At 43.3% G+C, this 23,688-nt stretch carries 15 protein-coding genes; 13 read left to right on the top strand and 2 right to left on the bottom strand.

Going from position 1 to position 23,688, the window contains the following annotated elements; all coding sequences use genetic code 11:
• Positions 1-155: 155 nt before the first annotated feature.
• On the top strand, positions 156-2,258 hold the full coding sequence (locus FC093_RS15370) for a hypothetical protein (protein ID WP_137262686.1): 2,103 nt from the start codon (positions 156-158) through the stop codon (positions 2,256-2,258).
• A 566-nt stretch (positions 2,259-2,824) separates the two neighbouring features.
• The gene (gene pdeM / locus FC093_RS15375) at positions 2,825-3,541 is read left to right on the top strand and encodes a ligase-associated DNA damage response endonuclease PdeM (protein WP_240743324.1); all 717 of its coding nucleotides are present in this window, start codon (positions 2,825-2,827) and stop codon (positions 3,539-3,541) included.
• A 178-nt stretch (positions 3,542-3,719) separates the two neighbouring features.
• Here the strand turns inward: pdeM and FC093_RS15380 are convergent, their stop codons facing one another.
• Positions 3,720-4,190, bottom strand: a complete 471-nt coding sequence (locus tag FC093_RS15380; RefSeq protein ID WP_137262687.1) for a single-stranded DNA-binding protein — start codon at positions 4,188-4,190, stop codon at positions 3,720-3,722.
• Between the two features lie 357 nt (positions 4,191-4,547).
• Between FC093_RS15380 and FC093_RS15385 the strand changes: the two genes are divergently transcribed.
• The 11 genes from FC093_RS15385 to FC093_RS15435 all read left to right on the top strand — a co-directional run bounded on the left by FC093_RS15385 (position 4,548) and on the right by FC093_RS15435 (position 19,898).
• On the top strand, positions 4,548-5,243 hold the full coding sequence (locus FC093_RS15385; RefSeq protein ID WP_137262688.1) for a response regulator transcription factor: 696 nt from the start codon (positions 4,548-4,550) through the stop codon (positions 5,241-5,243).
• Positions 5,244-5,251: 8 nt separating this feature from the next.
• Positions 5,252-6,637 carry a HAMP domain-containing sensor histidine kinase gene (locus FC093_RS15390; RefSeq protein WP_137262689.1) on the top strand — a complete coding sequence of 462 codons (1,386 nt, stop codon included), beginning with the start codon at positions 5,252-5,254 and terminating at the stop codon, positions 6,635-6,637.
• A 503-nt stretch (positions 6,638-7,140) separates the two neighbouring features.
• Positions 7,141-7,710 carry an RNA polymerase sigma factor gene (locus tag FC093_RS15395; protein ID WP_170971111.1) on the top strand — a complete coding sequence of 190 codons (570 nt, stop codon included), beginning with the start codon at positions 7,141-7,143 and terminating at the stop codon, positions 7,708-7,710.
• Between the two features lie 59 nt (positions 7,711-7,769).
• Positions 7,770-8,510, top strand: coding sequence for a tetratricopeptide repeat protein (locus FC093_RS15400; RefSeq protein WP_137262691.1), 741 nt, complete (start codon positions 7,770-7,772; stop codon positions 8,508-8,510).
• 62 nt (positions 8,511-8,572) lie between these two features.
• Positions 8,573-8,779 (top strand): hypothetical protein, encoded by a 207-nt coding sequence (locus FC093_RS15405; RefSeq protein WP_137262692.1) that lies wholly within the window; start codon positions 8,573-8,575, stop codon positions 8,777-8,779.
• A gap of 44 nt (positions 8,780-8,823) precedes the next feature.
• Positions 8,824-11,655, top strand: a complete 2,832-nt coding sequence (locus tag FC093_RS15410; protein WP_137262693.1) for a CHAT domain-containing protein — start codon at positions 8,824-8,826, stop codon at positions 11,653-11,655.
• Positions 11,656-11,905: 250 nt separating this feature from the next.
• On the top strand, positions 11,906-12,985 hold the full coding sequence (locus tag FC093_RS15415) for an efflux RND transporter periplasmic adaptor subunit (protein WP_240743325.1): 1,080 nt from the start codon (positions 11,906-11,908) through the stop codon (positions 12,983-12,985).
• A gap of 53 nt (positions 12,986-13,038) precedes the next feature.
• Positions 13,039-16,101, top strand: a complete 3,063-nt coding sequence (locus FC093_RS15420) for an efflux RND transporter permease subunit (RefSeq protein WP_137262694.1) — start codon at positions 13,039-13,041, stop codon at positions 16,099-16,101.
• Positions 16,102-16,429: 328 nt separating this feature from the next.
• Positions 16,430-17,542: an acyltransferase family protein gene (locus FC093_RS15425; protein WP_170971112.1), complete on the top strand. Its 1,113-nt coding sequence runs from the start codon at positions 16,430-16,432 to the stop codon at positions 17,540-17,542.
• Between the two features lie 387 nt (positions 17,543-17,929).
• Positions 17,930-19,240 carry a TolC family protein gene (locus FC093_RS15430; RefSeq protein WP_137262695.1) on the top strand — a complete coding sequence of 437 codons (1,311 nt, stop codon included), beginning with the start codon at positions 17,930-17,932 and terminating at the stop codon, positions 19,238-19,240.
• A 253-nt stretch (positions 19,241-19,493) separates the two neighbouring features.
• Entirely contained in the window at positions 19,494-19,898 is a 405-nt protein-coding gene (locus FC093_RS15435; protein ID WP_137262696.1) for a Dabb family protein, read from the top strand.
• A 219-nt stretch (positions 19,899-20,117) separates the two neighbouring features.
• Here FC093_RS15435 and FC093_RS15440 read toward each other — a convergent pair whose 3' ends face one another.
• The gene (locus tag FC093_RS15440; RefSeq protein ID WP_137262697.1) at positions 20,118-23,393 is read right to left on the bottom strand and encodes a S41 family peptidase; all 3,276 of its coding nucleotides are present in this window, start codon (positions 23,391-23,393) and stop codon (positions 20,118-20,120) included.
• Positions 23,394-23,688 lie beyond the last annotated feature (295 nt).

The raw sequence follows: 23,688 nt of genomic DNA on the forward strand, positions 1-23,688 counted from the left end.
GGCAGGTTCTTATCTTCGTGACTTCGTGGTTCAAATGGAACTTAAGAAAGAAAATAAATGCTGTGATGATAAGAAATGTTACTGTTCTGCTGCTTTTGATTTGTGTGTTGTGTACTATACAACCTGTTGCTGGCCAACAAAACGCCATTCCGCTAATGCGCCAAACTTTTCACGACCGTATTGATGCTGCGCAAAAGCACCTGCTGCGGCTGGATGGCACGCCTGACAATGAGATGAACCTGACGGATGATGAAGATATGAATCTGCAGCTTACCTATACCGCTACCAGGCGCATAGATGATCTGCAAAACAACATAGAAAAAGATACTACACTTAATGGCAATGATAAGATACGTTACCTGCGCGGAATGAGTGAAGTACTCGAATTATTTAACCGGTATTACCGCTTTCAAATGGCTAAGGCTTCCAACTTTCCGGTACTGGTCAATACTTACACGCAGGCAATAGCATTGGATAAGCAAAATATTTCTATACAACATATTATTGCAAAAAGCAGCTACGAGGTGGGTAATATCTTGATCCAAAGTATTGCTTTTGCAGACAATCCCGGCATTGCACAGGCAAAAAATATCGTATTTCTCAAAGACTGCAAGCTGCACCCCGATAAAATTTTGTCTTATCTCAACAGCAACTCCAACTATCCGTTTACCGATAGTCTGATTATTGAGGCAGCCCGCTACGATCCCGATCAGTTTTATGACTATGCGCAGGGTTACGGGCAACTGGCGAGTAAAATAAAGAATAGTCCCGATACACTGGTACAAACCATTAGCAAGCTGGCGGTTCGCAAATCGGGCCGGCTATATTTCCCTTTCCTTGATAACTTATACCATGGTAAGGTAACACTGGATGAAATTGATGCGGTAAAAGATGATATACCCAAGTATTATAGCTTGCTGGTGAAAACGAAAATAGACTATATGGACCGCGTGATGCAACGCGATACCCCTATGGGTTTGGTTGCCATTGATGCAGGTCTTACCGAAAAAGGCAAATATTACATAAACACCATCAACGGCTTGCACGAGTCTCCAAATAATGTGCGCTTTAAAATATTGGAAGGCCTTTCGCCGGAGGAATTGTATTATTTAGCCGTGATGCAGGAAGAACTCATTTATACATCCAGTTATGTACAAGGCGTATATCCGCGTATTTTTCAACGGATGAAAAACCCACGTGGCGATTCTTTGCTTATCAACGTGCGTTTTGACCATTTTAAAAAATGGATAAAAATGGCTGCCAACTACAATACGCTCGATGATTTTTTGAAGCGCATGGATAAGCAAAATGCGCTGGTGCTGATGAAAGCATTTGTAAACGGGCTAGATAAAGGTCGTGGCAAAGACAGCCTGGAAGACGCGGTGGATGTTGCTGCCTCGTATGCCAGCATTTACGATAAAGATCTGCAAAGATTGGTGCTGCATCAGGTACAGGAAAACCTGCAAGCGGCGAAGCAAAACAACAACAAACGCGCACAGGATATTTACAGTATTCTCAATACCTTATTCTTATCTATGGACTCTTCCAATCAAATAGATGTGAGTAAAGAGCTTGGTATTCGCCCGGTGTATTTCATGCCCGATAAAAGCCTCGAAGATTCTGCCGGCAGGGTAGTGATTCAGCAGTTCTTTTATGGCGATAAAGATGGACAGAATATATTCAATGCATTTGTAAATGCGTATAGCAACAGTAACTGGAAACGAACTTCTACCGAATATTGGGTTTCGTTTACCTCCACTAAAGGTAAACCTATCACCATTTATTCCAACAGGCCATTGGATGAAAAACAAGCCCTGGACGATAAGGCCCAACATGAACTGGATGATTATTTAAGCGAACACGGTATTAGCCCTACGGTGGTGTTGCATCGCGGACACAGCTATTACCTCAATGCCACGCTCGACCAATTGCCTTCATCGGCGCAGGTAGTACTGCTGGGTAGCTGCGGTGGGTATCAAAGCCTGAGCCGTGTGCTCTCTATTTGTCCTGAAGCGCATATTGTTTCTTCCAAGCAAACGGGTAGCGGATTAATAAACCTGCCAATGATTAACGGCATTGTAGAAAAGCTGCGGCATGGTAAAGATTTAGATTGGCCGGCTATGTGGGAAACATTCCGTAAGCAGTTTAGCAGCGGACAAACCAAAGAATTGTTTGATGATTATGTGCCGCCCTATAAAAATTTAGGTGCTACTTTCATTATGGCTTATACGAAGCTGCAGAATAAGGATAATGGGTAATTTTTTAGTAGGATAAGGATGTAACTGGTGTTTCACTGATTAAACTGATAAGATGAAAAGTGCCGGACTTTCAGGATGTCCGGCGCTTTTTTATCAGGTTAGCGTGTGTGCGTTTTAAATATTCGTCTCTGCTGGTGAAAAGCATCATAGCTGTTGGGAAGAAGGGTTAAAACAGCGTTACCTGTTGGACCAACGTCATTCTTCGCTGCTACCCGTAATGAAGGCGATACGCTACTTTAAATTAACAGTATTTAGGTTTCGTACGCGGATGTCTCCCGGTCTGCATTTTATTTACAGCTATGTTCATCTGCTTATTACGACAAATAAAAAGAGAGACTTTTTTTGGATGTTTTGATAAGGGACATGCTGGTGGTTTGGGTGAGGCCGAAAATACCCCTTGTTTTTTATCTCCAGATGCGCGTTGCTAACACCAGCAAAAAATGGTAAGGCAGCGCAGCAAATAGCTTGAAATGTACGTCCTTTGAATCTCGTTCAGTATAATTGCTGTCTTCCGGATGAGTGAATTTTAAATGTCAGTGCTGCCCCGTACAGTAAAATACAAATCAATGCCGCAAAGATCTGCGCCCAATATTTCTACTCGGTCGTTCGTTTATTCAACAATCATGTCCACACCCATACATCACATTATCCACAACAATACCTTTTGGCTTTCGCCGCAACGCTGCCTCTATTGGGAAGAAGCGCAGGCATTGATTGTATCGGATTTACACCTTGGCAAAACCGGGCATTTTCGCAGGCAGGGTATTGCAGTGCCACAGGCAGTTTATAAAGAAGATTTGCAATGTCTATTTAGCCAGATACAATACTACAAGCCCAAACAACTGATTATTGTAGGCGATCTGTTCCACAGCAAAGAAAACCGTGAACTGGATTTATTTATAAGATGGCGCAACGATATACCCCAGGTTGATGTTCATTTGGTGAAGGGAAATCACGATATTTTAAAAAATGAGTGGTACAGCAATGCCAATATTGGCATTAGCCAGGAACAGTTGTGTATAGACCAGTTTATTTTTACCCACGAAGCTACTGCTGCCAATTGCACCGGCAACAATCAGTCTTATATTTTTAGCGGACATATTCATCCGGGGGTATCAATACATGGACTGGGCAGGCAATCACTTACCTTTCCATGCTATTTCTTTGGCGAATGGTATGCAGTATTGCCCGCATTTAGTAAGTTCACCGGCGTAAAGGTAATGCATAAGAGTAAAGGCGATCATGTATTTGCTATTGTAAACCAATCGGTAATGAAAGTCTGATTTTGAATCCCGATATTCCTGATACGTCTGATTTTTTCTTATTAGGTTGATAAGAATGCGCTACTTCATTCTTTGTGTAGCTTCTTCTCATAGTACCTTGGCAATTTAAAATAGTGGCTCAGAAAACAAAAAGCAGCTATCATAGCTGCTTTTTTGTATATCAATAATGTAAAATTATTTAGAAAGGTAAGTCATCCATTGGTTCGTCCTGGGTAGCAACCGGTGCTGCCTGCGTTGCGGGTTGCGTATTATAATTGTTGTTGTATCCGTAAGAGGTATTGCCGCCCTGCTGCTGTTGTTGCTGGTTATCGTTTTGTCCGCCGCTTTCGTTATTGCGGCCGCCAAGCAACTGCACATATTGCACATTAAGGCGCAATGAGGCACCTTGCTTGCCGTCGTTGGAGGTATAAGTACGCACATCCGGGCTGCCTTCCAAATAAACGTTTGTACCTTTTTTAAGATACGGGGCTATGCCGGTACGGTCGCTCCAGTAAGCACATTCTACCCAAATTGTTTTTTCTTTTGGCGTACCCGAACTGTCTTTAAACTTCTCGGTATGGGCAACATTGAAGTTGATAACGTTTTTACCGTTTACATTGTTTACAACGCAATCTTTTCCAAGATTGCCGATGAGCGTTAACTTTATCATTTGTCTAAAATTTAAGTGAGTGAATATACATAAAATTCAACTCGGTGAATGCGTTGCGGCAAAAAAATTACAAACCTTTATATATGGTTTTTATAATGCGTTTTTAAACATTGTTGTACACAGTAGCGCATTTCTGTTGTTTGTATGCCTGTGGAGGCTTACATTGCACCTGCTGCAAACCTGTTGGCAATGCCTGCAAGCAGCATTTATTTGGTATTAAAATAGTAGTATTTTCATTAAAAAACGGTTGCAACCATTAAAAGGAAATAAAAAACTTTTAACATTTTACCGCCAAAAAGTTAAAAATACATAGCTTTATTCCTCAGAATATCAATATCAAAATCCCAAATTCAACTAATGGAAAATTCCTACAGAATCCTACTCGCAGAAGATGAGCCAAAGCTTAGTCAGGTAGTACAGGAAGAGTTAACCCGCCAAGGGTATGTAACCGATGTGGCGTATGATGGCAATATTGCCGAAAAAATGTTTAAGCAACATGCCTACTCGCTGGTGTTGCTTGATATTAACCTGCCTTACAAAAATGGTTTAGCGCTGTGCAAAGAGTTCCGGGAGATTAACAGCAAAGTTCCTATTATCATGCTTACGGCACTTGGTGAACTGAAAGATAAGATGGACGCTTTTAGTCTGGGAGCAGATGATTACTTAGTCAAACCTTTTGAATTTGATGAGCTGTCTGCCCGCATCAAAGTATTTTTAAAACGCGCCGAAAACACCCCATCTGTAAGTGACAAAATTGTGGTTGCCGATATGGAAATTGATATGGAAAACAAAACCGTATCGCGCAGCGGCAAAAACATCAATCTTACGGCAAAAGAATTTGCCCTGCTGGTATTGCTCTCCCGAAACAAAGGGAAAGTGATTTCGAAAACAGACATACTGGAGAAAGTATGGGACCTAAGCTTTGATACCGGCACCAACACCATTGAAGTATATATCAGCTTCCTGCGTAATAAAATAGACAAGCCCTATGAAACAAAACTGATTCATACTAAGCCTGGCTTTGGCTATTATGTAAGAGAAAGCGTTATATAGTTTTATCAATGACATTAAGGTTTAAGTTTACTATTTTTTTTAGTTTACTCATTTCTCTTGTTTTAATAGCAGCATTAGCGGTTATCTATTCTTTATTCGATAAAACACGGGAAGCTGATTTCAACGAACGCCTCTTTTCGCAGGCGGCATACTCTTATGCCAACTTTTATAAGCTGAAACCGGACAGCTTTACCCGTGCGCGTATTGAAGCGCGCCGGCCTGGTACAATTGCAGGCGTTAATGTAGTTATTTATGATGCCCGTAAAAGACTGGTATATCATTCTGATACCACTTATTATAAGCCGGATGCTTCTTTTTTTAGCAAGGTTGCACAGCAAGACTCCCTGTTTTTTAAGCATAATCACAAAGAAGGTATTGCCTTATATATGCGCAACGCTGCACGCCCCGGCTATGTAATTGCAATGGGGTATGATAAGTTTGGCTACGACCGCCTTAAAAAGCTGGGGTGGATACTAATACTCGTTACACTCAGCGGTGTAATGGTGATTACCGTTCTCTCTTTTTTTCTGGTAAGGCAAGCTACGCGCCCGATTACCGAGCTGAGTATGCAGATGGAAAAAATATCGGAGACCAACCTGCAACGCCTGAAAGTGAAAACCGGGCGGGTCAATTACGAGCAGCGGCTGGTGGCTACCCAATTCAATGCTATGCTCGACCGGCTGGAAAGAGCTTTTGAACTACAGCGCAGTTTTGTGCATCATGCTTCGCACGAGCTGCGCACGCCATTGGCTACCATGCTTGCCCAAACCGAATTGGCATTGCGTAAAGACCTTACGGTGGAAGAGGCAAAAAAAGTATTGGCTTCGTTAAAAGACGACCAGCGCGAAATGGTAGAACTAACCAATTCGTTGCTGTTGCTGTCGCAGTACGAGCGTACCACTTTATCGCCCGAATGGCCGGTTGTACGCCTCGATGAAGTGCTGTACGATACGATGTCTATGGTAAAACGCATGTTGGATGGTGTAAATGTATCTATAGAATTTGCCAGCATCCCCGATGATGATTTGTTCCTTTCTATACGCGGTAACGATTCGCTTATCCGTTCGGCATTCCGTAATCTTATTAAAAATGCCTGGCTGTACTCCGATAATAAATCGGTAGCTGTAACCATCGACGCCACCAATACAGAAGTATGTTTGTACTTCGACAATAACGGAAAATTGCTCGACGCTGCTGAGCAGGAGCGGCTGTTTATCCCGTTTTTCCGTGCCTCCAATTCAGTGCAGAAAAAGGGTTTTGGTTTAGGCACAAATATTATCCAGCGCATTGTAGCGTTGCACAAAGGCAGCATTAACTACACCGTTCATAACGGATTAAACCGTTTTATACTTGTTTTCCCTAAGGCTACTTCGCCGGAAACGCAGCAAGTGTAACTGTTGTTTGGCATAACTGAAGAGAAATAATGTGAAGTTTTTTCCACCTTTTTATAAGACGATTTGCATGACAAATGTTTGCTTTTGCGTGCTTTCTCGCAGGTGCATTATTAAGTCCGCACAAGTGTCCGGACACAGCATACTACAGAATCTCTATAAATGATTCAACTTTTAAAATGTCAGATTCTTTCTGTTTCTGCGATCCAAAGGGTATATAATAACAAAGCCACGGGAACGTGGCTTTCTTCATTCAGGTATTGCTTTTTAAAGACAGGGTTTTAGTTAAACGTGAGATATGTTGCAAATGAAGGGCACTTGCCGCTTGATTGTGTCTTTATACAATGAATCGCATACGGCGCAATGATGGAAACACATTATTATAAATTTTTTAGAAAAACCTGTTGATAAAAATATAAACAACAACAAACAACACTAACAGTTTATAAAAAAGGAAGCTTGCAGAAGTATTTGTAATACAGTAGATTTGTTCCAAAGAAAACACCTTGCTGCCTGCCGACGCCACCATAATATACGGACTGAAAGCGGACTATCCTGAACGCTGTAAACAGGAAAAAATATTGTATAAAGCCTATGAATATTTTGTGGACGAAGGATGCCGCAAATACCGCCTTACTTATGAAGACAGCTTCAGCGCTTACTCCGATGCTTTTTTATCGGCAGTGCAAAATATCATTAATGACCGCTTTGATGGTCATTCTTCCCTTAAAACCTATTTCTACCAGATTTTTTCTAATAAATGTATTGACCTTGTACGAAAAAATACGACTAATAAAAATGAAGTGCATAAGGCAGCACCGCTGCCCGAAATGCTCTACCAGTTGCCCGATAGTGCGAGGGACATTATAGAAGGTATGATGACGAGGGAACTAAAGGCAACTATAAAAGCACAACTGGAGGTAATAGGCGATAAATGCAAAGAAATTTTACTTCTGTACGAAGATGGTTTGACAGATAGAGAAATAGCCGAGCAATTATCTTACAACAATGCAGCCGTTGCTAAAACAACGCGGCTGCGTTGCCTCGAAAAGCTAAGGACTAAAGTGCTGGTATAATGCAGTGGTACTAATGGTGTGCAGGAGATTTTATTTATTACTTCATTAATTAATCGGGTATGCAGCAAACGTGGGAATATATTGAAGCTTACTTTACACAAGCGCTTAGTGCGGAGGAGCGAAAGACCTTTGAAGTGCGGTGTGCCGAAGATGCAGCTTTTGCCAAAGAAGTGGCGTTTTACTTAACTGCCCGCAGTGCTGCCCGCGAAGTGCTGATAGCAGAAAAGCAAAAATCTTTTGCAGAAAGAGCAATGCCGCAACAGGTAATGGTAAAAACTGCATTGATAAAAAAAATGGCATTGCGCAAATGGATTTCGTATGTGGCAGCAGCCTGTATTATACTTTTTGTAGGTGCTTACTTTATTCTAAAATCGCCTGCACCGCAACAGTTGGCCAGTCAATACGTGAAAGTCCATTTTACTATACTCAGCCAAACGATGGATGCCTCGCGCGATAGTTTGCAATTGGGCATTGCCGCTTATAACAGCCAGGATTATCAGCGTGCATTGATGTTGTTTGAAGGCGTGCGCCGGAACGATGCTGCCAACAGCGATGCAAAAAAATATGCTGGTTTGGCTTACCTGCAAACTAAAAATTATGATAAAGCACTGGAGTGTTTTAAGGAACTTTCGGGTATGAAGGGCTTGTACAGCAACAGCGGCGATTTTTTGCAGGCAGTTACTTTATTGCAGCGTAACAATCCCGGTGATAAAGAAAGCGCAAAAGCGCTGCTGCAAAAAGTAGTGCAGGAAAATAAAGAGGGCAGCAAACAAGCTAGCGAGTGGCTGGCACAGTGGTGAGCAAAATTGTTGTAATTTGGTATAACACATTCTTCATAACACATCAACCTAAAATTGTTACCATGAAAAAACCACCGTTTGAGCAAAAAAGAAACAGCACCACCAATCTGTGGCTTGGTATTATTGCAGCAGAACTGGCTGTAGTAGCTGTGGCATTAGTTAGAATTGCTGCCGATATAGCCGCTTCAACATCGGCCGGAACGATAAGAAAACCACCGCCACCGCCGCCACAAAAGGAGTTTGATACAACGCAGCGATCAATATTGTAAAAAGCAGTTGCAGGTTGGGTTATAAAAAATGAATAGTGCATTTTTTGTCTAAACATCTGCCCATTGGTATTGTACTTATCATATTATGGCTACAAAGCATTGGCCAGTGCCCAACGTATGCCATACTCGGAAAAGAAATTTCTGGCATTAATACCAGCAGTACGTTGTCGTACGAAGACAAGTTACAGGCGCTGTATGCTTTAAAAAACAGTGCCGAAAAATGCAGTCTTACAGGCGATAGTACTTATGCTTTACTATTAAGAAGCATTGGTAATGGCGAGTATCTGGCACACAATAACAGTGGGCTTGCTGTTGCATTTACTTCTCAGGCTGTCAATCTCAATAATACTTTAAAAGAGAGTCGTTCGCAGCACTTGTCGGCATTATGTTATTATTCAATTGGCTATTACCACCAGCAGGCAAAACTATACCGCCAGGCATTGGCTTACTACGATTCAGCTATAGCATGTAGCGCAAATGCAGAAGATATACAACTACTTCGGATGCCTGCAAGGCAAAACAAGGCGTATCTCTGTTTTTTTATTGGCGATTATGCAAAGAGTGTAGAAGAATGCGTGTTGGGAATAAAAGACGCTGTTGCTGCAAAAGATAGTGTGCGCTATTTAATTTTACTCAACATTAAAGCGCAGTCACTTTGTTTTGAGAATAGCTTACCTCAGGCAACCGCAGATGCAAAGTTGGCTATACAACTGGCAACTGCATTGAAGGACACCTTTGAACTGGCGGCTGCTTTAAAAACCAGTGGTTTTATTGCAGAAAAAAACAGGGATTTTGCCGGTTCCAAAGACTTTTATACAAGAGCAATCGCAGCAAGAAAACACACCGGCGATATAGCAGCAACCGCCAGTGATTATAATGATTTGGGTAATTTTTTCCAGAACAGCATACAAAACTACTCCGCAGCTAAAAGTAATTATTTGAATGCGGTATCGTATGCCCGGCAAATAAACGATCCGGCACTACGCGCTTCCCAGTTGGCTTTGGCTTACTCCAACCTGGGCGATAACAGCTTTAAAAATAACAGGCTTAGCGAGGCCGTGCAATACTATACCTATGCTCTTAGGTGTTTAAATATTCAGCTTCCCGATTATTTATGGAGCAACCCGCCGGAAGCGCAGCTTCGTAAAATAGAACACAAAGAGCTGGTGTATAATTTATTAACTCAAAAAACAATCTTGCTCCTGCAATTGTTCAGGCAACAACAAGATGCAAAATACCTTACTGCCTGCCTGCAAACTGCACTACTCACCGATTCTGTAATTACGCATACACGATATGAGCTAACCAACGAATCGAGCAAGCTTTTTTGGCGTAATAATACCCGGCAGTTTTTTGCAACTGCTATGGAAGCAACTTACCTGGCCGGAGATGCAAAGCTGGCTTTTTATTTTATGGAAAAAAGCCGGGCTGTATTGCTTACTGATAAGTTAAATGAATTAGGCGCCTTAGCCCATTTGCCTCCTTCGCAAGCCGCCAAAGAAGAAATGCTGCAAACTAACATAATAGCAGCCGAGCAGCAACTTTCACTATTCAATCCTTCATCAAAAGAATATGCGCAGGCAGAATATAAGTATCTCAACGAGAAGCAAGCTTTAGAATCATTCATTCTGTCGTTAGAAAAAAATTATCCCGCTTACTACCAGTACAAATATGCCGATAATGTACCCACATTAGCATCACTACAGCAATATTTGGCCGTAAATCATCAAAGTTTTGTGCATTATTTTATGAGCGATACGGTGATGTATGCATTGGGCATTACACCAGATAAAACCACTTTTATCAGGCTATCGCAAAAAGATTTTGACAACCGGCAATTGGCGGCCTTTATAAGTTTATGCAGCAATAAAGAAAAGCTGAACAGCAGCTACGATTCCTTTTCTGTATTGGCGCAGCATATTTATGATAAACTATTCAGTCCATTGCAGCTACCCAAAGGGAACACTGCTATTTGTACCGATAATTTTCTGATTCCGTTTGAAGCACTGTGCACCGATGCCGCTGGTGAAGATTTCCTGTTGTATCATTACAGTTTCTGCTACGTTTATTCGGCAAGCATCTTTATGAAGCCTTTTGTAAACAGTACTGCCGCTGCCGGTAATTTTGTAGGTTTTGCACCGGTGGCTTTTGCCCGCAACCTGCAGTTGGTACCTTTGCGGCAATCAGCAAATGCATTATCCGAATTGGCCGGTTTTTACAGCCATCCTGCCTTATTTACGGCAGCCAAAGCAACGCGGAACAGCTTCATTCAACAGGCTGCTAACTACGCAGTTATTACTATTTTTTCGCACGCAAGGGCAGATACCGGCAATCGCGAGCCGGTGCTGTATATGCAGGATTCGGCAATCTATTTATCCGAACTGCAATTACTGCAAAAAACATCGGCACAGTTTGCTTTGCTAAGTGCCTGCCAGACCAACATTGGCAAAGCTGCTACCGGTGAAGGTATTTACAGTCTGGCACGGGGTTTTGCTGCGGCAGGCATACCTTCCATTGCCGGTACTTTGTGGAAGGCCGATGACCAGGCTATTTACCGCATTTCGGTAAAATTTAATGAAGGTCTTGCTGCTGGTATGGATAAAAGCACAGCATTGCAAAAAGCCAAACTATGGTTTATCCAAAACAATGATAATAAAGAGCACAATTTGCCCTATTACTGGGCAAACCTGGTGCTTATTGGTAATCCGCGGCCCGTGGTGCTTGCAAAAGAAAACAACACTTTAGGGTGGATAGCTGCGCTTATTGGTGGAATTACAATAACAGCAATGGTGGTGTGGATAGTAAAACGGAAAGGCAGCAGGCGTTCCGGGAAGGTGAATGTAATTGTTGCTAATCAGCAACTCATCCAAAATTAAATACGTACAACTGCCATTGACAGGCAAGTTCACTATGCACACTTCTTTCCTCCACACCTCATATCAGAATAATTATTCACAATTCGCTAACCCGCCCTCACATCGTACATCACACATTCCACATCGTACATTCCATCGGCTCACCTTAATTTTTGCCCTATTCACCGCTACGCCCATATTTAGCAATTTGTAGCAAAGCTTTGTGTTTATCTTTAGCCTCTTCAACAGTCCGAAAATTTTGAAACCGTTCATGCTTTTTTTTCATAAATGGGCTACAGCAGTAGTAGCCATGCTTGGTATTGTATGTGTATTTGCCGCCTGCAGCGGTAAAAAGGAGCCGGAAAAAGGTAAGGCGCCTGATAAGCAAGCCACTATTGTAGATGTGCTTGTAGCGCAGCCTACCACCATCTCCCAAACAGTAGAAGCGAATGGCACCGTAATCGCCAACGAATCGGTACAGTTGCGTCCCGAAGTGTCTGGCCGCTTAACCTACCTTAATGTGCCCGAAGGTGCGTATGTGCAAAAAGGTACGGTGCTGGCGCGCATAAACGATGCCGACCTGCGCGCTCAGATAACCAAAAGCGAGGTGCAACTGCAACTGGCAAAACAAAACGAAGAGCGCCTCAGTAAGCTGCTCTCCATACAAGGTGTAAACCAGGCAGATTATGATGCTGTGGTCAATCAGGTTGCCAGCCTCGAGGCTGATATTCAATATACGAATGCATTAATAGATAAAACCATTATCCGCGCACCGTTTAGTGGTGTGATAGGTTTGAGGCAGGTAAGTCCCGGCGCTTTCGTTACACCCAACGATGTGATTGCCACATTGCAGCAAACCAACCGGGTAAAAATTGATTTTACCCTTCCTGAAGGTTACAATAATATTATAAAAGTTGGCGGTACTGTGCAGGTAATGATTGATGAGGCACGCGAGCAAAAAAGTACTGCCACTATTGTTGCTGTAGAGCCGCAGGTAAACCAGCAAACCCGAAACCTGAAGGTACGCGCTTTACTGGAAGAAGGTGTTGGTAACCCCGGGGCCTTTGTAAAAGTGTATGTAAATGCCACCACCAACAGAAATGCTATTTTGGTGCCTACCAATGCTATCATTCCAGGCGACCAAACCAATCAGTTGATACTGGTGAAAGGCGGCAAAGCTGCCATGACCGATATACAAACCGGCACACGGCAGGCAAGTACTGTAGAAATAACAAAGGGTATATCTGCAGGCGATAGTGTAGTAATAACCGGAGTATTGTTTGCACGCCCCAATAGTCCGCTGAATGTGAGAAGTACAAAAACATTAGAACAATTAAGTATAAACCAGTAAACTTCTTTTATCCGCCATAAAACAATATTGAATAACAGCCGGCTTATTTTATCATGAATATCTCTGAGCTATCTTTAAAACGACCCGTACTGGCAACAGTAATGAACCTCGCCATCATCCTTTTTGGTGTGGTAGGGTTTACCTTTTTAGCCGTGCGCGATTACCCGGCTATTGATCCGCCCATCATTAATGTGCGTACCAATTATACCGGCGCTAACCCTGATATTATTGAGAGCCAGATAACCGAGCCGATAGAAAAGCAGATTAACGGCATACCGGGCATTCGCACCATTACTTCTTCTTCCTCACAGGGCAGCAGCAACATTACCGTAGAGTTTAATCTTGGGGTAGATCTGGAAGCGGCAGCCAGTGATGTGCGTGATAAGGTAGGCCAGGCAGCACGCAACCTGCCACAGGATATTGATGCATCACCGATAATAACGAAAGCAGATGCCAACAGTGAATTTATACTGATACTGGCAGTACAAAGTCGCACCAAAAGCTTACTGGAGCTGAGCGATTATGCCGAAAATGTATTGCAGCAACAGTTGCAAACCATCAACCAGGTAAGTTCCATTATCATTTTTGGAGAAAAACGGTACGCCATGCGCATCTGGCTGCACCCTGATAAGATGAGTGCCTATGGTGTGGCTTTTAATGATATTCGCAATGCGCTGAACACTGAAAATATAGAATTGCCACCCGGCAAAATTTATGGTAATAATACCGAGCTGACCATACGCACATTGGGCAGGCTGACCACCGAGGAGCAATTCCGCGATTTGATTATTCACGAAGATAGCGCTGGTATTGTACGGCTGAACGATGTGGCACGCGTGGAAATTGGCCCGGAAGAGTTGGAGCAAAGCTGGAAATACAATGGTGTGAATGCAGTAGGCTTAGCCGTTATTCCGCAGCCCGGCGCCAACAATATTGCCATTGCCAACGAGTTCAATAAGCGCGTTGAAGAAATAAGAAAAGGAAACAAAACCGACATTGAATTTAATGTATTAATAGATAATACCCGCAATATCCGCCAGTCGCTAAGCGAAGTGGAAGAAACATTAATAATTTCGTTTGCGCTCGTGGTGCTCGTTATCTTCTTTTTCTTCCGCAACTGGCTTACAGCCATCCGCCCGTTAATAGACATTCCTATATCGCTGGTGGCTACTTTTTTTATTATGTATCTCGCAGGATTTTCTATCAATGTGCTTACATTGTTAGGCATCGTGCTTGCAACTGGCTTGGTGGTGGACGATGGTATTGTGGTAACCGAAAATATCTTCCGCAAGTATGAGCAGGGCATGCCCATTCGCCAGGCGGCAGTAGAAGGTAGTAAAGAAATCTTTTTTGCCGTTATTTCCACTTCCATTACGCTGGCAGTGGTGTTTTTGCCAGTTATTTTCCTGGAAGGATTTGTAGGCAGGTTATTCCGCGAGTTTGGCGTAACACTCGCTGCTGCCGTGTTAATTTCCGCTTTTGTTTCTTTAACCATTACACCCGTGCTCAATGTTTATCTGACAGGTAAGAATGCAGGTCACGGTAAATTTTATCAAAAAACAGAGCCTTTTTTTACCGGCATGGAAAACGGTTACCAGCGGTTGTTGAGTAAGTTTTTAGGTGTACGTAAGGTGGCTTGGGTGATCATCGCTATTTGTGGCGTATTAATCTGGCTTATTTCCAGCACGCTTAAGAGCGAAATTGCGCCGCTGGAAGACCGCAGCAGCATCCGCTTGTCGGTGACGGCACCCGAAGGCACCAGTTATCCTGCTATGCAGGCTATAACTGATAGCATCAGCAATTACCTGTACGATTCGGTACCAGAGCGGGATTTTGTATTTGCCCGCACCCCAACTGGGGCTACCAATGCGGCACAGCCGCGCATACAGTTGGTAGATCCTACTGAGCGCAGCCGCAGCCAGGAAGAAATTGCAAATGATTTGCAGCGCAAACTCAGCAAGTTTAACGAGGCCCGCATTTTTGCCACACAGGAGCAAACTATTGCCGTAGGCTCCGGCTCGCGCGGTGGCTTACCGGTGCAGTTTATTTTGCAAAATCAGGATTTAAATAAACTCCGCGAAATTATCCCTAAATTTTTGGACGCCGCGCGTGATGATAAAACCTTTTCCAATGTAGATGTAAACCTGAAGTTTAACCGCCCCGAACTGGAAGTAACGGTTGACCGCATCAAAGTGCGCGACCTGGGTTTGTCCACTGCCGATGTAGTGGCTGCCATGCAAAGTGCATTCAGCGGTGGCCGGCTGGCGTATTTTGTAATGAATGGTTTTCAATACCAGGTGATAGCGCAGGTGGAAAGAGGCGACAGGAATACACCGGTGGATATCAAAGATTTGTATGTACGTAATAGTAGCGGCTACAATATTCCGTTGAGTGCGGTAGTGCACCTGGAGGAAAGCAGCAGCCCGGCAACGTTGTACCATTACAACCGCTACAAGGCAGCTACTATTTCAGCATCTTTAGCCGAAGGTTATACTATTGGCGATGGCATTAAAGCGATGCAGGCAATTGCCGATAAACAGCTCGATCCTTCTTATCAAACTTCGCTTAGCGGCCCATCGCGCGACTATGCCGAAAGTTCTTCCAACATCCTTTTTGCATTTGGACTGGCATTGATACTTATTTACCTTGTATTGGCTGCACAGTTTGAAAGCTTTATTGATCCGCTGGCCATCATGGTTACTGTACCGCTGGCATTGGCAGGCGCTATGCTCAGCCTTTGGATATTTGGACAAACGCTCAATATTTTCTCCGAAATAGGTATGATTATGTTGATTGGGCTGGTAACGAAGAATGGTATTTTGATAGTAGAATTTGCCAATCAAAAGCGGGAACAGGGTATGAGCAAACTGGAAGCAGTAACACATGCTGCTACGCAACGCCTTCGCCCGATATTGATGACAAGTCTGGCTACTTCGCTGGGTGCTTTGCCCATTGCATTGAGCCTGGGTGCTGCTGCTACCAGTCGTATGCCGCTGGGTATTGTAGTGGTGGGTGGCATCTTATTCTCTTTAATTCTTACCTTATTTGTAATACCGGCTGTTTATACCTTCTTGTCCAGCGGTCACAAATACAAGGCGGTGCGGATAGAGGAGTAAATCATCATTACGAGCGCAGCAATCTGTGTTATGCCATAAATCATTATTGATTGGATTAGCTGATGTCTTAATTGGGAGACATTAACCTGTCGGGTTCTTAAACTTGACAGGTTAGCTATTTGGATGGCTCATTTTGATTGTATTATCATCCACAAATTGCCTGTCTGCCTTTAGCCAAGCTTTGCTACTGCTCGCAATGAAACATCTTTTTACACACTATACCATCAAAAATTAACCCCTCCCTTTTATAAATTAACATACAAGAAAACACCTCTCTTTTATTCCTTAAAACACATATCTTCATCGCTATAAACATTGTAGCTGCCATATGCAACCACTGCCACCGATAAAATCTGCTTATAACCGCCTGCTTTCGCTCGACTTTATGCGTGGACTTATCATGGTATTGCTGGCGCTAGAAAGCACTGGGTTGTACGAGTATTTATCGCAGTGGAGTGAAGGTACTTTTGCAAATAGTGTGATGCAGCAGTTCTTTCATCATCCCTGGCATGGGTTGCACTTCTGGGATTTGGTGCAGCCAGCATTTATGTTTATGGCTGGCGTTGCAATGGCTTATTCATTGCACAAGCAAAAGCAGCTTGGCTTATCATGGTCGCAGTCTTTTACCAAAACGCTTCGCCGTTGCTGGTGGCTGTTTTTCTGGGGCGTATTCGATTATGCTGTTACAAAGGAAGGTTTGAAGTTCTGGTTGTGGGATGTGCTTACACAATTGTCTTTTACTACGCTCGTTGCTTTTCTCATTTTTAATTGGTCATACACAGCGCAGGCACTTGTTTGTGTTGGCTTGCTATTGTTAACGGAAGGTTTGTATCGCTTTACACATGTACCCAATTTCGATCAACCGTTTACCAACCAGCACAACTTTGGCAATTATGTAGATCTGAAATTAATGAACTACATCAACCCCGATGGCTGGGTGGCTATCAATTGCATACCTACAGCTGTGCATACCATTGCCGGTGCTATGGTGGGCAAAATGCTGTTGAGTAACAGGTCTAAAAAGTTGCAACCGATACTTATCAGTGCAGCTATTTGTTTGATAGCTGGTTTTGCGTTGGATTGGGCAAATATTACCCCCATCATCAAGCGTATTGCCACTACTTCATTTACACTGGCTTCGCTGGGGTGGGTGTTGCTGATACTCGCTGCCTGCTACTGGTGGATAGATATTAAAGACCATCGTAAATACCTGACTTTCTTTTTAATCATTGGTACGAATTCCTTATTTATTTACCTGTTTTTCGAGATTGTAGGGCATCGCTGGTTTACGGAGTATATTACTTTTATCGTAACCCACCTTTTCGATTACCTGCACACACCGGAAATGTTAGGGCTTATCGTTGCAGCACTAACTGTTTTTGCGTTGGAATGGTCGCTGTGCTATTGGTTGTACCGCAAAAAGATTTTCTTTAAGTTATAGGAATAGTTTGAACTAATATGGCACGAAGACAATAAGCGTATGTATATTGAATAAATTAAATGTTTAGCAAGTGGGACACCTGCTGATAGTTCTCTAACGGGTGGTGTCTCACCATACGAAATGTAGCGATATGGTTTAAATATATTTAATTGACAAGGTAATAAGTTGCACAAAGGAATTGTTTAATTTTCCCCAACGGGAACTACAAAGGGATAAAAAAAGTAGCATCAAGTATTCTCTTATTCTCCTTCGTGCCCACTGTGCTTCCAGGTGGTTCAAAAAAACTCACCTACAATTTTATCCTTTCAGCCTAATATTAGGAAGCATTAACACGCTACTATTTGCAATAAATAATTAGCTTGCCACGCCCGCTTTAAGCACAAATAAATGAAGCCACTCGTTTTCCTTTTTCTTTGTTGTTTTAATTATGTTTTTGCGCAGGATACCTTATTGCAGTCGGCCTTGCAGTTGCAGGAGGCTGTCAATATTGCCTTGCAAAACAGTTACGATATTCAGCTTGCTAAAAATGATGTACGGATAAACACCACCTATAATAATATAGGCGTTGCCGGCGGTTTGCCGGTAGTAAGCGGTGCAGTACAGGACCGGGAACAGGTAACCAGTCTTAACCAAAAATATTCTGATGCCACACGCAACGTAACCCGCAACAATGCCGCCTCCAACAACTTCAGTTCCAGCGTGGATGGTTCTTTTTTGTTGTATAATGGGATGCGGGTGAAAGCCACCAAAAAACGGCTGGAAGAGCTGCAATCGCAAAGCGAAGAACGGCTTAATTCGCAGATACAAAACACCATTGCCGACATTATGATTAATTATTTTGATGTAGTGCGGCAGCAGAGTTATATTAAAACTATTGACCAGTCTATTACGGTTGCGCGGCAAAAACTGCTGATTATTGAAACTCAAAAGAGCGTTGGACTTGCTAATAATGCCGATCTTTTTCAGGCACAGATTGACTTAAGTGCTTTGGAGCAAAGCAGGCAATCGCAGCAACTGGTAATAGACCAGACCAAAACAGAGTTGTTGCGCCTGATGAATCTGAACACCGACTCCACCATCGCCATTGCCGATACGATCATTGCGGATAATACCTTAACATTAGATGCTGTGCTGGAGCGTTTGCCGGCGAATGCCGATATTATTGCTGCACAACGGCAAGTAAGAATTAATGAATTGCTCACCAAAGAAACGGCGGCACAGCGCTATCCGTCTGTAACGGCTTCGGGCGGATATACGTATGGCCGCACTCAAAATGCAGCAGGCTTTACCTTATTAAACCAAAGCTACGGACCGTACCTGAGCCTGGGTGTGAGTATTCCTATTTATAATGGTTCTGTTTACAGGCGGCAGCAGCGCGTGGCGGAGATTAATACACAAAGTGCCGATATACAACGGAGGGCATTGGAGCGGGATTATAAAGCCAGCATTATCAAAAACTTCCAGGCATACATTACTTCTTTGCAACAGTTGGAGGCAGAGCGGCGTATTTTTGATACGGCGCAACAGCTCTTGAATATTGTAATACAACGCTTTCAATTGCGGGTAAATACGATAGTAGAAGTGCGCGAAGCCGAGCAAAGTTTTCAGAATGAAGCTTTCCGGCTGGTGAACCTGAGCTTTGCTGCCAAAGCCGCAGAGATAGAGATGAAGCGGCTGGCAAATATTCTGGCATTTTAGGGTGTTTTTTGCTTTTAAGCAAAAGAATCCTGCGGTAGGAACCCGTTTCGATAAAGAGCGTTTTTTTAATCATTATTGTTTATTGATTCTGAAGAACCATTTTAATCTCTTACTTCGGGGTGCGCTGATCTGGCACCTCGAAGAATGTGCTTCGTGCATAATAGCTGCATGTAGGCAATTGAAAGTTTATTATCATTCACTCACAAAAACTTTCCTCCCCACAATCTTGTATTTTCGCCTTATACTTGTAACCATGAAAACGCGAAGAGCTTTCTTAACATCGGCAGCAGTACTGGGCGCAGCAGCAGTTGTATCTGCCAAACCATTTACCACCAACAAGAATATGAAACAACCGTTAATTCATCATGCCATTTTCTGGCTTAAAAATCCAGGCTCTGTAGCAGACAGAGATAAACTGGTAGAAGGCGTAAAAACGCTATCAGGCATCAGCAAAATAAAACAACTGTATGTTGGCACCGTAGCCAATACTGAAAAGCGCGATGTAGTAGATCAATCGTGGGGCGTATCGGAAATTATGTTTTTCGATAACCTCGAAGACCAGGCATCTTACCAGTCCGATCCCATCCATCAGTCATTCGTAAAAAATTACAGTCATCTCTGGGAAAAGGTAGTAGTGTATGATGCGCAGACAGTTTAGCGCTATGTGCTTTTAGCTGCGAGTAGAAAAACATACATTTTTCAACAAGAATCATAAGCATTCTCAAATAAAATGCGGGCACTTAGTCCCGCATTTTATTTTGATAGTAAGCCTTTATTTCACCATTAGCGGAGTGCAGTTACATAGGAAGGAGACGGCACATAATATGCTGTTCTTTGCTCCGCTGTGTCTTTTAGTGTCGCTGTGGTTCAAAAACACTTATCGTTTTTCAGGAGCCGGTTGCTTAGGTGCTGTATAGCCCTTGGTTTTAATTAAATTTTTTATCTCGGCAATGCCTTTTTCCAATTGCGGGTCTATACCTTTTGCCATCGCAGCAAGGTCTTCATCTACCATAATATCCGGGTCCACCCCATGACCTTCCTTAAACCACGTGCCATTGGGATTATACATTCTAAAGGAAGGCGCTGTAATGCTGCCGCCATCAATCAAATCGGGCGTACCACTAATGCCAATCAGGCCGCCCCAGGTGCGGTTGCCAATAAGCGGACCTAAGCCTTTCTTTCTGAAATAATCCGGAAAAGCATCGCCGCCCGAACCACTCCAGCCATTAATCAGCATAACTTTGGGGCCAAAATTGGCATACGGCGGCCAAGGCCATGCTTCACCATCCCTGATTGCCCAATAAGCGAGCGGCGTACGGTCGAGCACTTCAATAAAGCGGTCGGGAATTTGACCGCCATCATTAAAACGTTCATCAATAATCAGGGCTTTTTTATCCCATTGTGCATTAAACTGGCGGAGCAATTCCGTTTGTCCATCCACGCCGGTGCTCGGCACATATATATAGCCCGCCTCGCCATTAGTTTCCTGCTCTACTTTTTTGCGGCTGTTTTCTACCCAGTTCAAATAGCGCAGGCGGTATTCATCATCCATTGTTTTTACTACCGCCGTTTTTGCCCCGGTAAAAGAGGGTGTATTGTTGTAAGTTAGCTCCACTGTTTTGTCGCCCAGTCCCTGGAAAGCTGCATATGGCTCTTCGGCAGTGGTTAAAGGCTTTCCGTTTACTGCAAGGATATACATACCCTCTTTGATGTCAATGCCCGGTGCCTCTAATGCGGAGTGCACTTCGGCATCCCAAGGCGCACCTTTAAGTATCTTTTTTATTTTATAATACTGTCCATCTGCCTGCCAGTCTATGCCCAGGTAACCAACCGAAAGCTCTTTACTGTCTTCTATATCACCACCGCCTTTGTAGGTATGCGAAGCGTTCAGCTCGCCCAGCATTTCGCCCAATACAAAGTTTACTTCATCGCGTGTCATAGCGCTTTGCAGCATCTTGCCATAGCGTGCTTTCATTTCATTCCAATTAACGCCGTGCATGTTGGAATCATAAAAATAATCGCGCTCAATACGCCATGCATCATTAAATATTTGCTGCCATTCTTCCTTGGGATTGACGGTCATTTCCATTTCGTTCATGCGCAACAGCTTGTCCATTTTCTGATTTTCGGCAATCTTTAAAACGGCTACATTACCCCTGCTTTGCACCAATACTTTTTCGCCATTGGCAGCCATAATATAACGGCCTACACCATCTGCAATTTTCTTTTCTTTCCGGTCTTCTATGTCATAATAATTGAGCGAGGGCACTGCCTCTTCGCCAGCGCCTGTAAACGGATATTTTACATACAACAGTTTTCCTTTAGCGGAACTAAGGCCTGAATAATTGCCCCCGCTCAAAGGCAATAATTCCATGCGTTGTTCAAATCCATCAAAGTCAATGGTTATGTTTTTTGCAGAAGTTTCATCGCTCTTTGTATCACTCTTGTCTTTACTTTCTTTGCCTTTGGCGGCAGTGGCTTTTACTTCATTATCACTATCACTTTTCACTGCTACCGTATCGTTTTTGGGGTATAATAAAGAAGTGGTTTTTTTGTTTAAAGGAATGGCTGCGAGTTTGGTACTATTGGCATATACAAACGAATTATCAATATCGCTGTAATAAGCCTGAAACGCCTGATTGGTGAGCACATACAGGTATTTACCTTCGATATCAAACACCGGATTAGCAGCAGTGTAAAAACCACTCGTTGCCTGATGCAGTTGCTTTTCATTATAGTCGTAAATATATATGGCGGTGTGATAATTTTCGAGGTCGCGGGAATAAGTAAGATAGCGGCTGTCGGGCGACCAGCTAACGGTAAAATTATCCAGGTTACCATGCGACATGCGCAAACCTTTATCTACATTGGTTGTTGTGCCGGTGGTTACATCTACTACTTTTATCTGCATTGCTTTATCAATAAAAGCCACCTTTTTACTATCGGGCGACCACCATAATGCATAACGAAAACCGGGACCAAAGCCCGTTATTTTCTTTTCGCTGCCTTCTTTGCCGGGCTGCATTAGGTACAATTCGTATTCGCCACTTTTATCGCTCCAGTAAGCAATTGTTTTACCATCGGGACTCCATGCCGGATAACGCTCGGCAGTGCCCGAACTTTGCGTAAGATTTTTTACAAAGCCCTCTGCTGCTGGTAGCGAAAATAAATCGCCTCTTGCTTCTACTACTACGCGGTTGCCATCGGGTGATATGCCTGCATAAGTAAAGTATTTTTTTACATTTTCAGTTTTCGGTTTGATGCTCGCTTCATCTGCTACTACATTCACTTTCACTTCTCCCGGCGTGCCGCCAGCCAATGGATACAGGTACAATTTTCCACCATTCTCAAACACAATTTCATCCGGGCCAAGTGATGGAAAATGAATGTCGTAATCGGTAAAATGGGTAAGCTGTTCAAAGGCTTTATCTGTGGTATTATAGCGCCAGAGATTCATGCGCAACTCCGGTCCGCGGTCGGAGATAAAGTAAATGTAGTTGCCACTCCACATTGGAAATTCGTAGCCGGCATCGCTGTTGAGCGAGATGTTTTCGGAAGTAGTGTCGGCAAAATTATAAATATGAATATCTGCCCGCCAGCCACCACGATAGCGCTTCCAGTTGCGCGTAGATTGAGAGCGAAAAACAAGCGCCATTTGTTTGCCATCGGGCGAATAAGAGCCAAACTCCGCATACGCAAACGGCATTTTGGATGCAGCGCCACCTGTATCGGCAATCGTATAAAACTGGTTGAACCGGGCCTTGCCACTTTCACGAAGAGAAGCAAAGTAAATATGCCTGCCATCGGGCGTCCAGTCCACCACACGGTCGGGATAGCCATGTTCTGTAAGGCGCACCGGCACACCACCGGTCGTAGGCATTACATACGCATCTACATTGCCATCATAGTTTCCGCTAAACGCTATTTTACTGCCATCGGGCGAAAACCTGGGATAGGCTTCTATGCCAGGCGGCGAGCTTAGTTTAATGGCGGTACCGCCACCTTTTGGTACAATCCAGATGTCGTTGGCATATGTAAAAACGATTTGCGTTTTAGATACATCGGGGTAGCGCAACAGACCGGCATCTGTTTGTGCAATAGCTGCCTGAGTAATAATGCAGGCGCTGGTAAAAAGTTTCAGTATTTTACTCATAAAATGGGTTAGTTAAATGATTGGATGAGATATTGATTGTAAATATAAAAGAAAAGGAATGTTCTTATATGTTGGATAAATGATGAATGGTGAGTGGCTGGTGAAGTAAGGAACGGATGTGAGCCTGTTCTTCAAACGCAACCTGTTTAGTAATTGTATTCTCAAACGGCTGTGTCTTGTCCTGAAATGGCTATACGCAAAATCAGGTGTATATGTCTAAAGAAGTTGAACAATTTAGTGTTCGTCCTAACCGCCTTTCACGGTATGATAAGCGGTTGATTTTAAAGGTTGTAGC

Origin of the sequence: Ilyomonas limi (genome assembly GCF_005233845.1) — a bacterium.
GTDB lineage: Bacteria > Bacteroidota > Bacteroidia > Chitinophagales > Chitinophagaceae > Ilyomonas > Ilyomonas limi.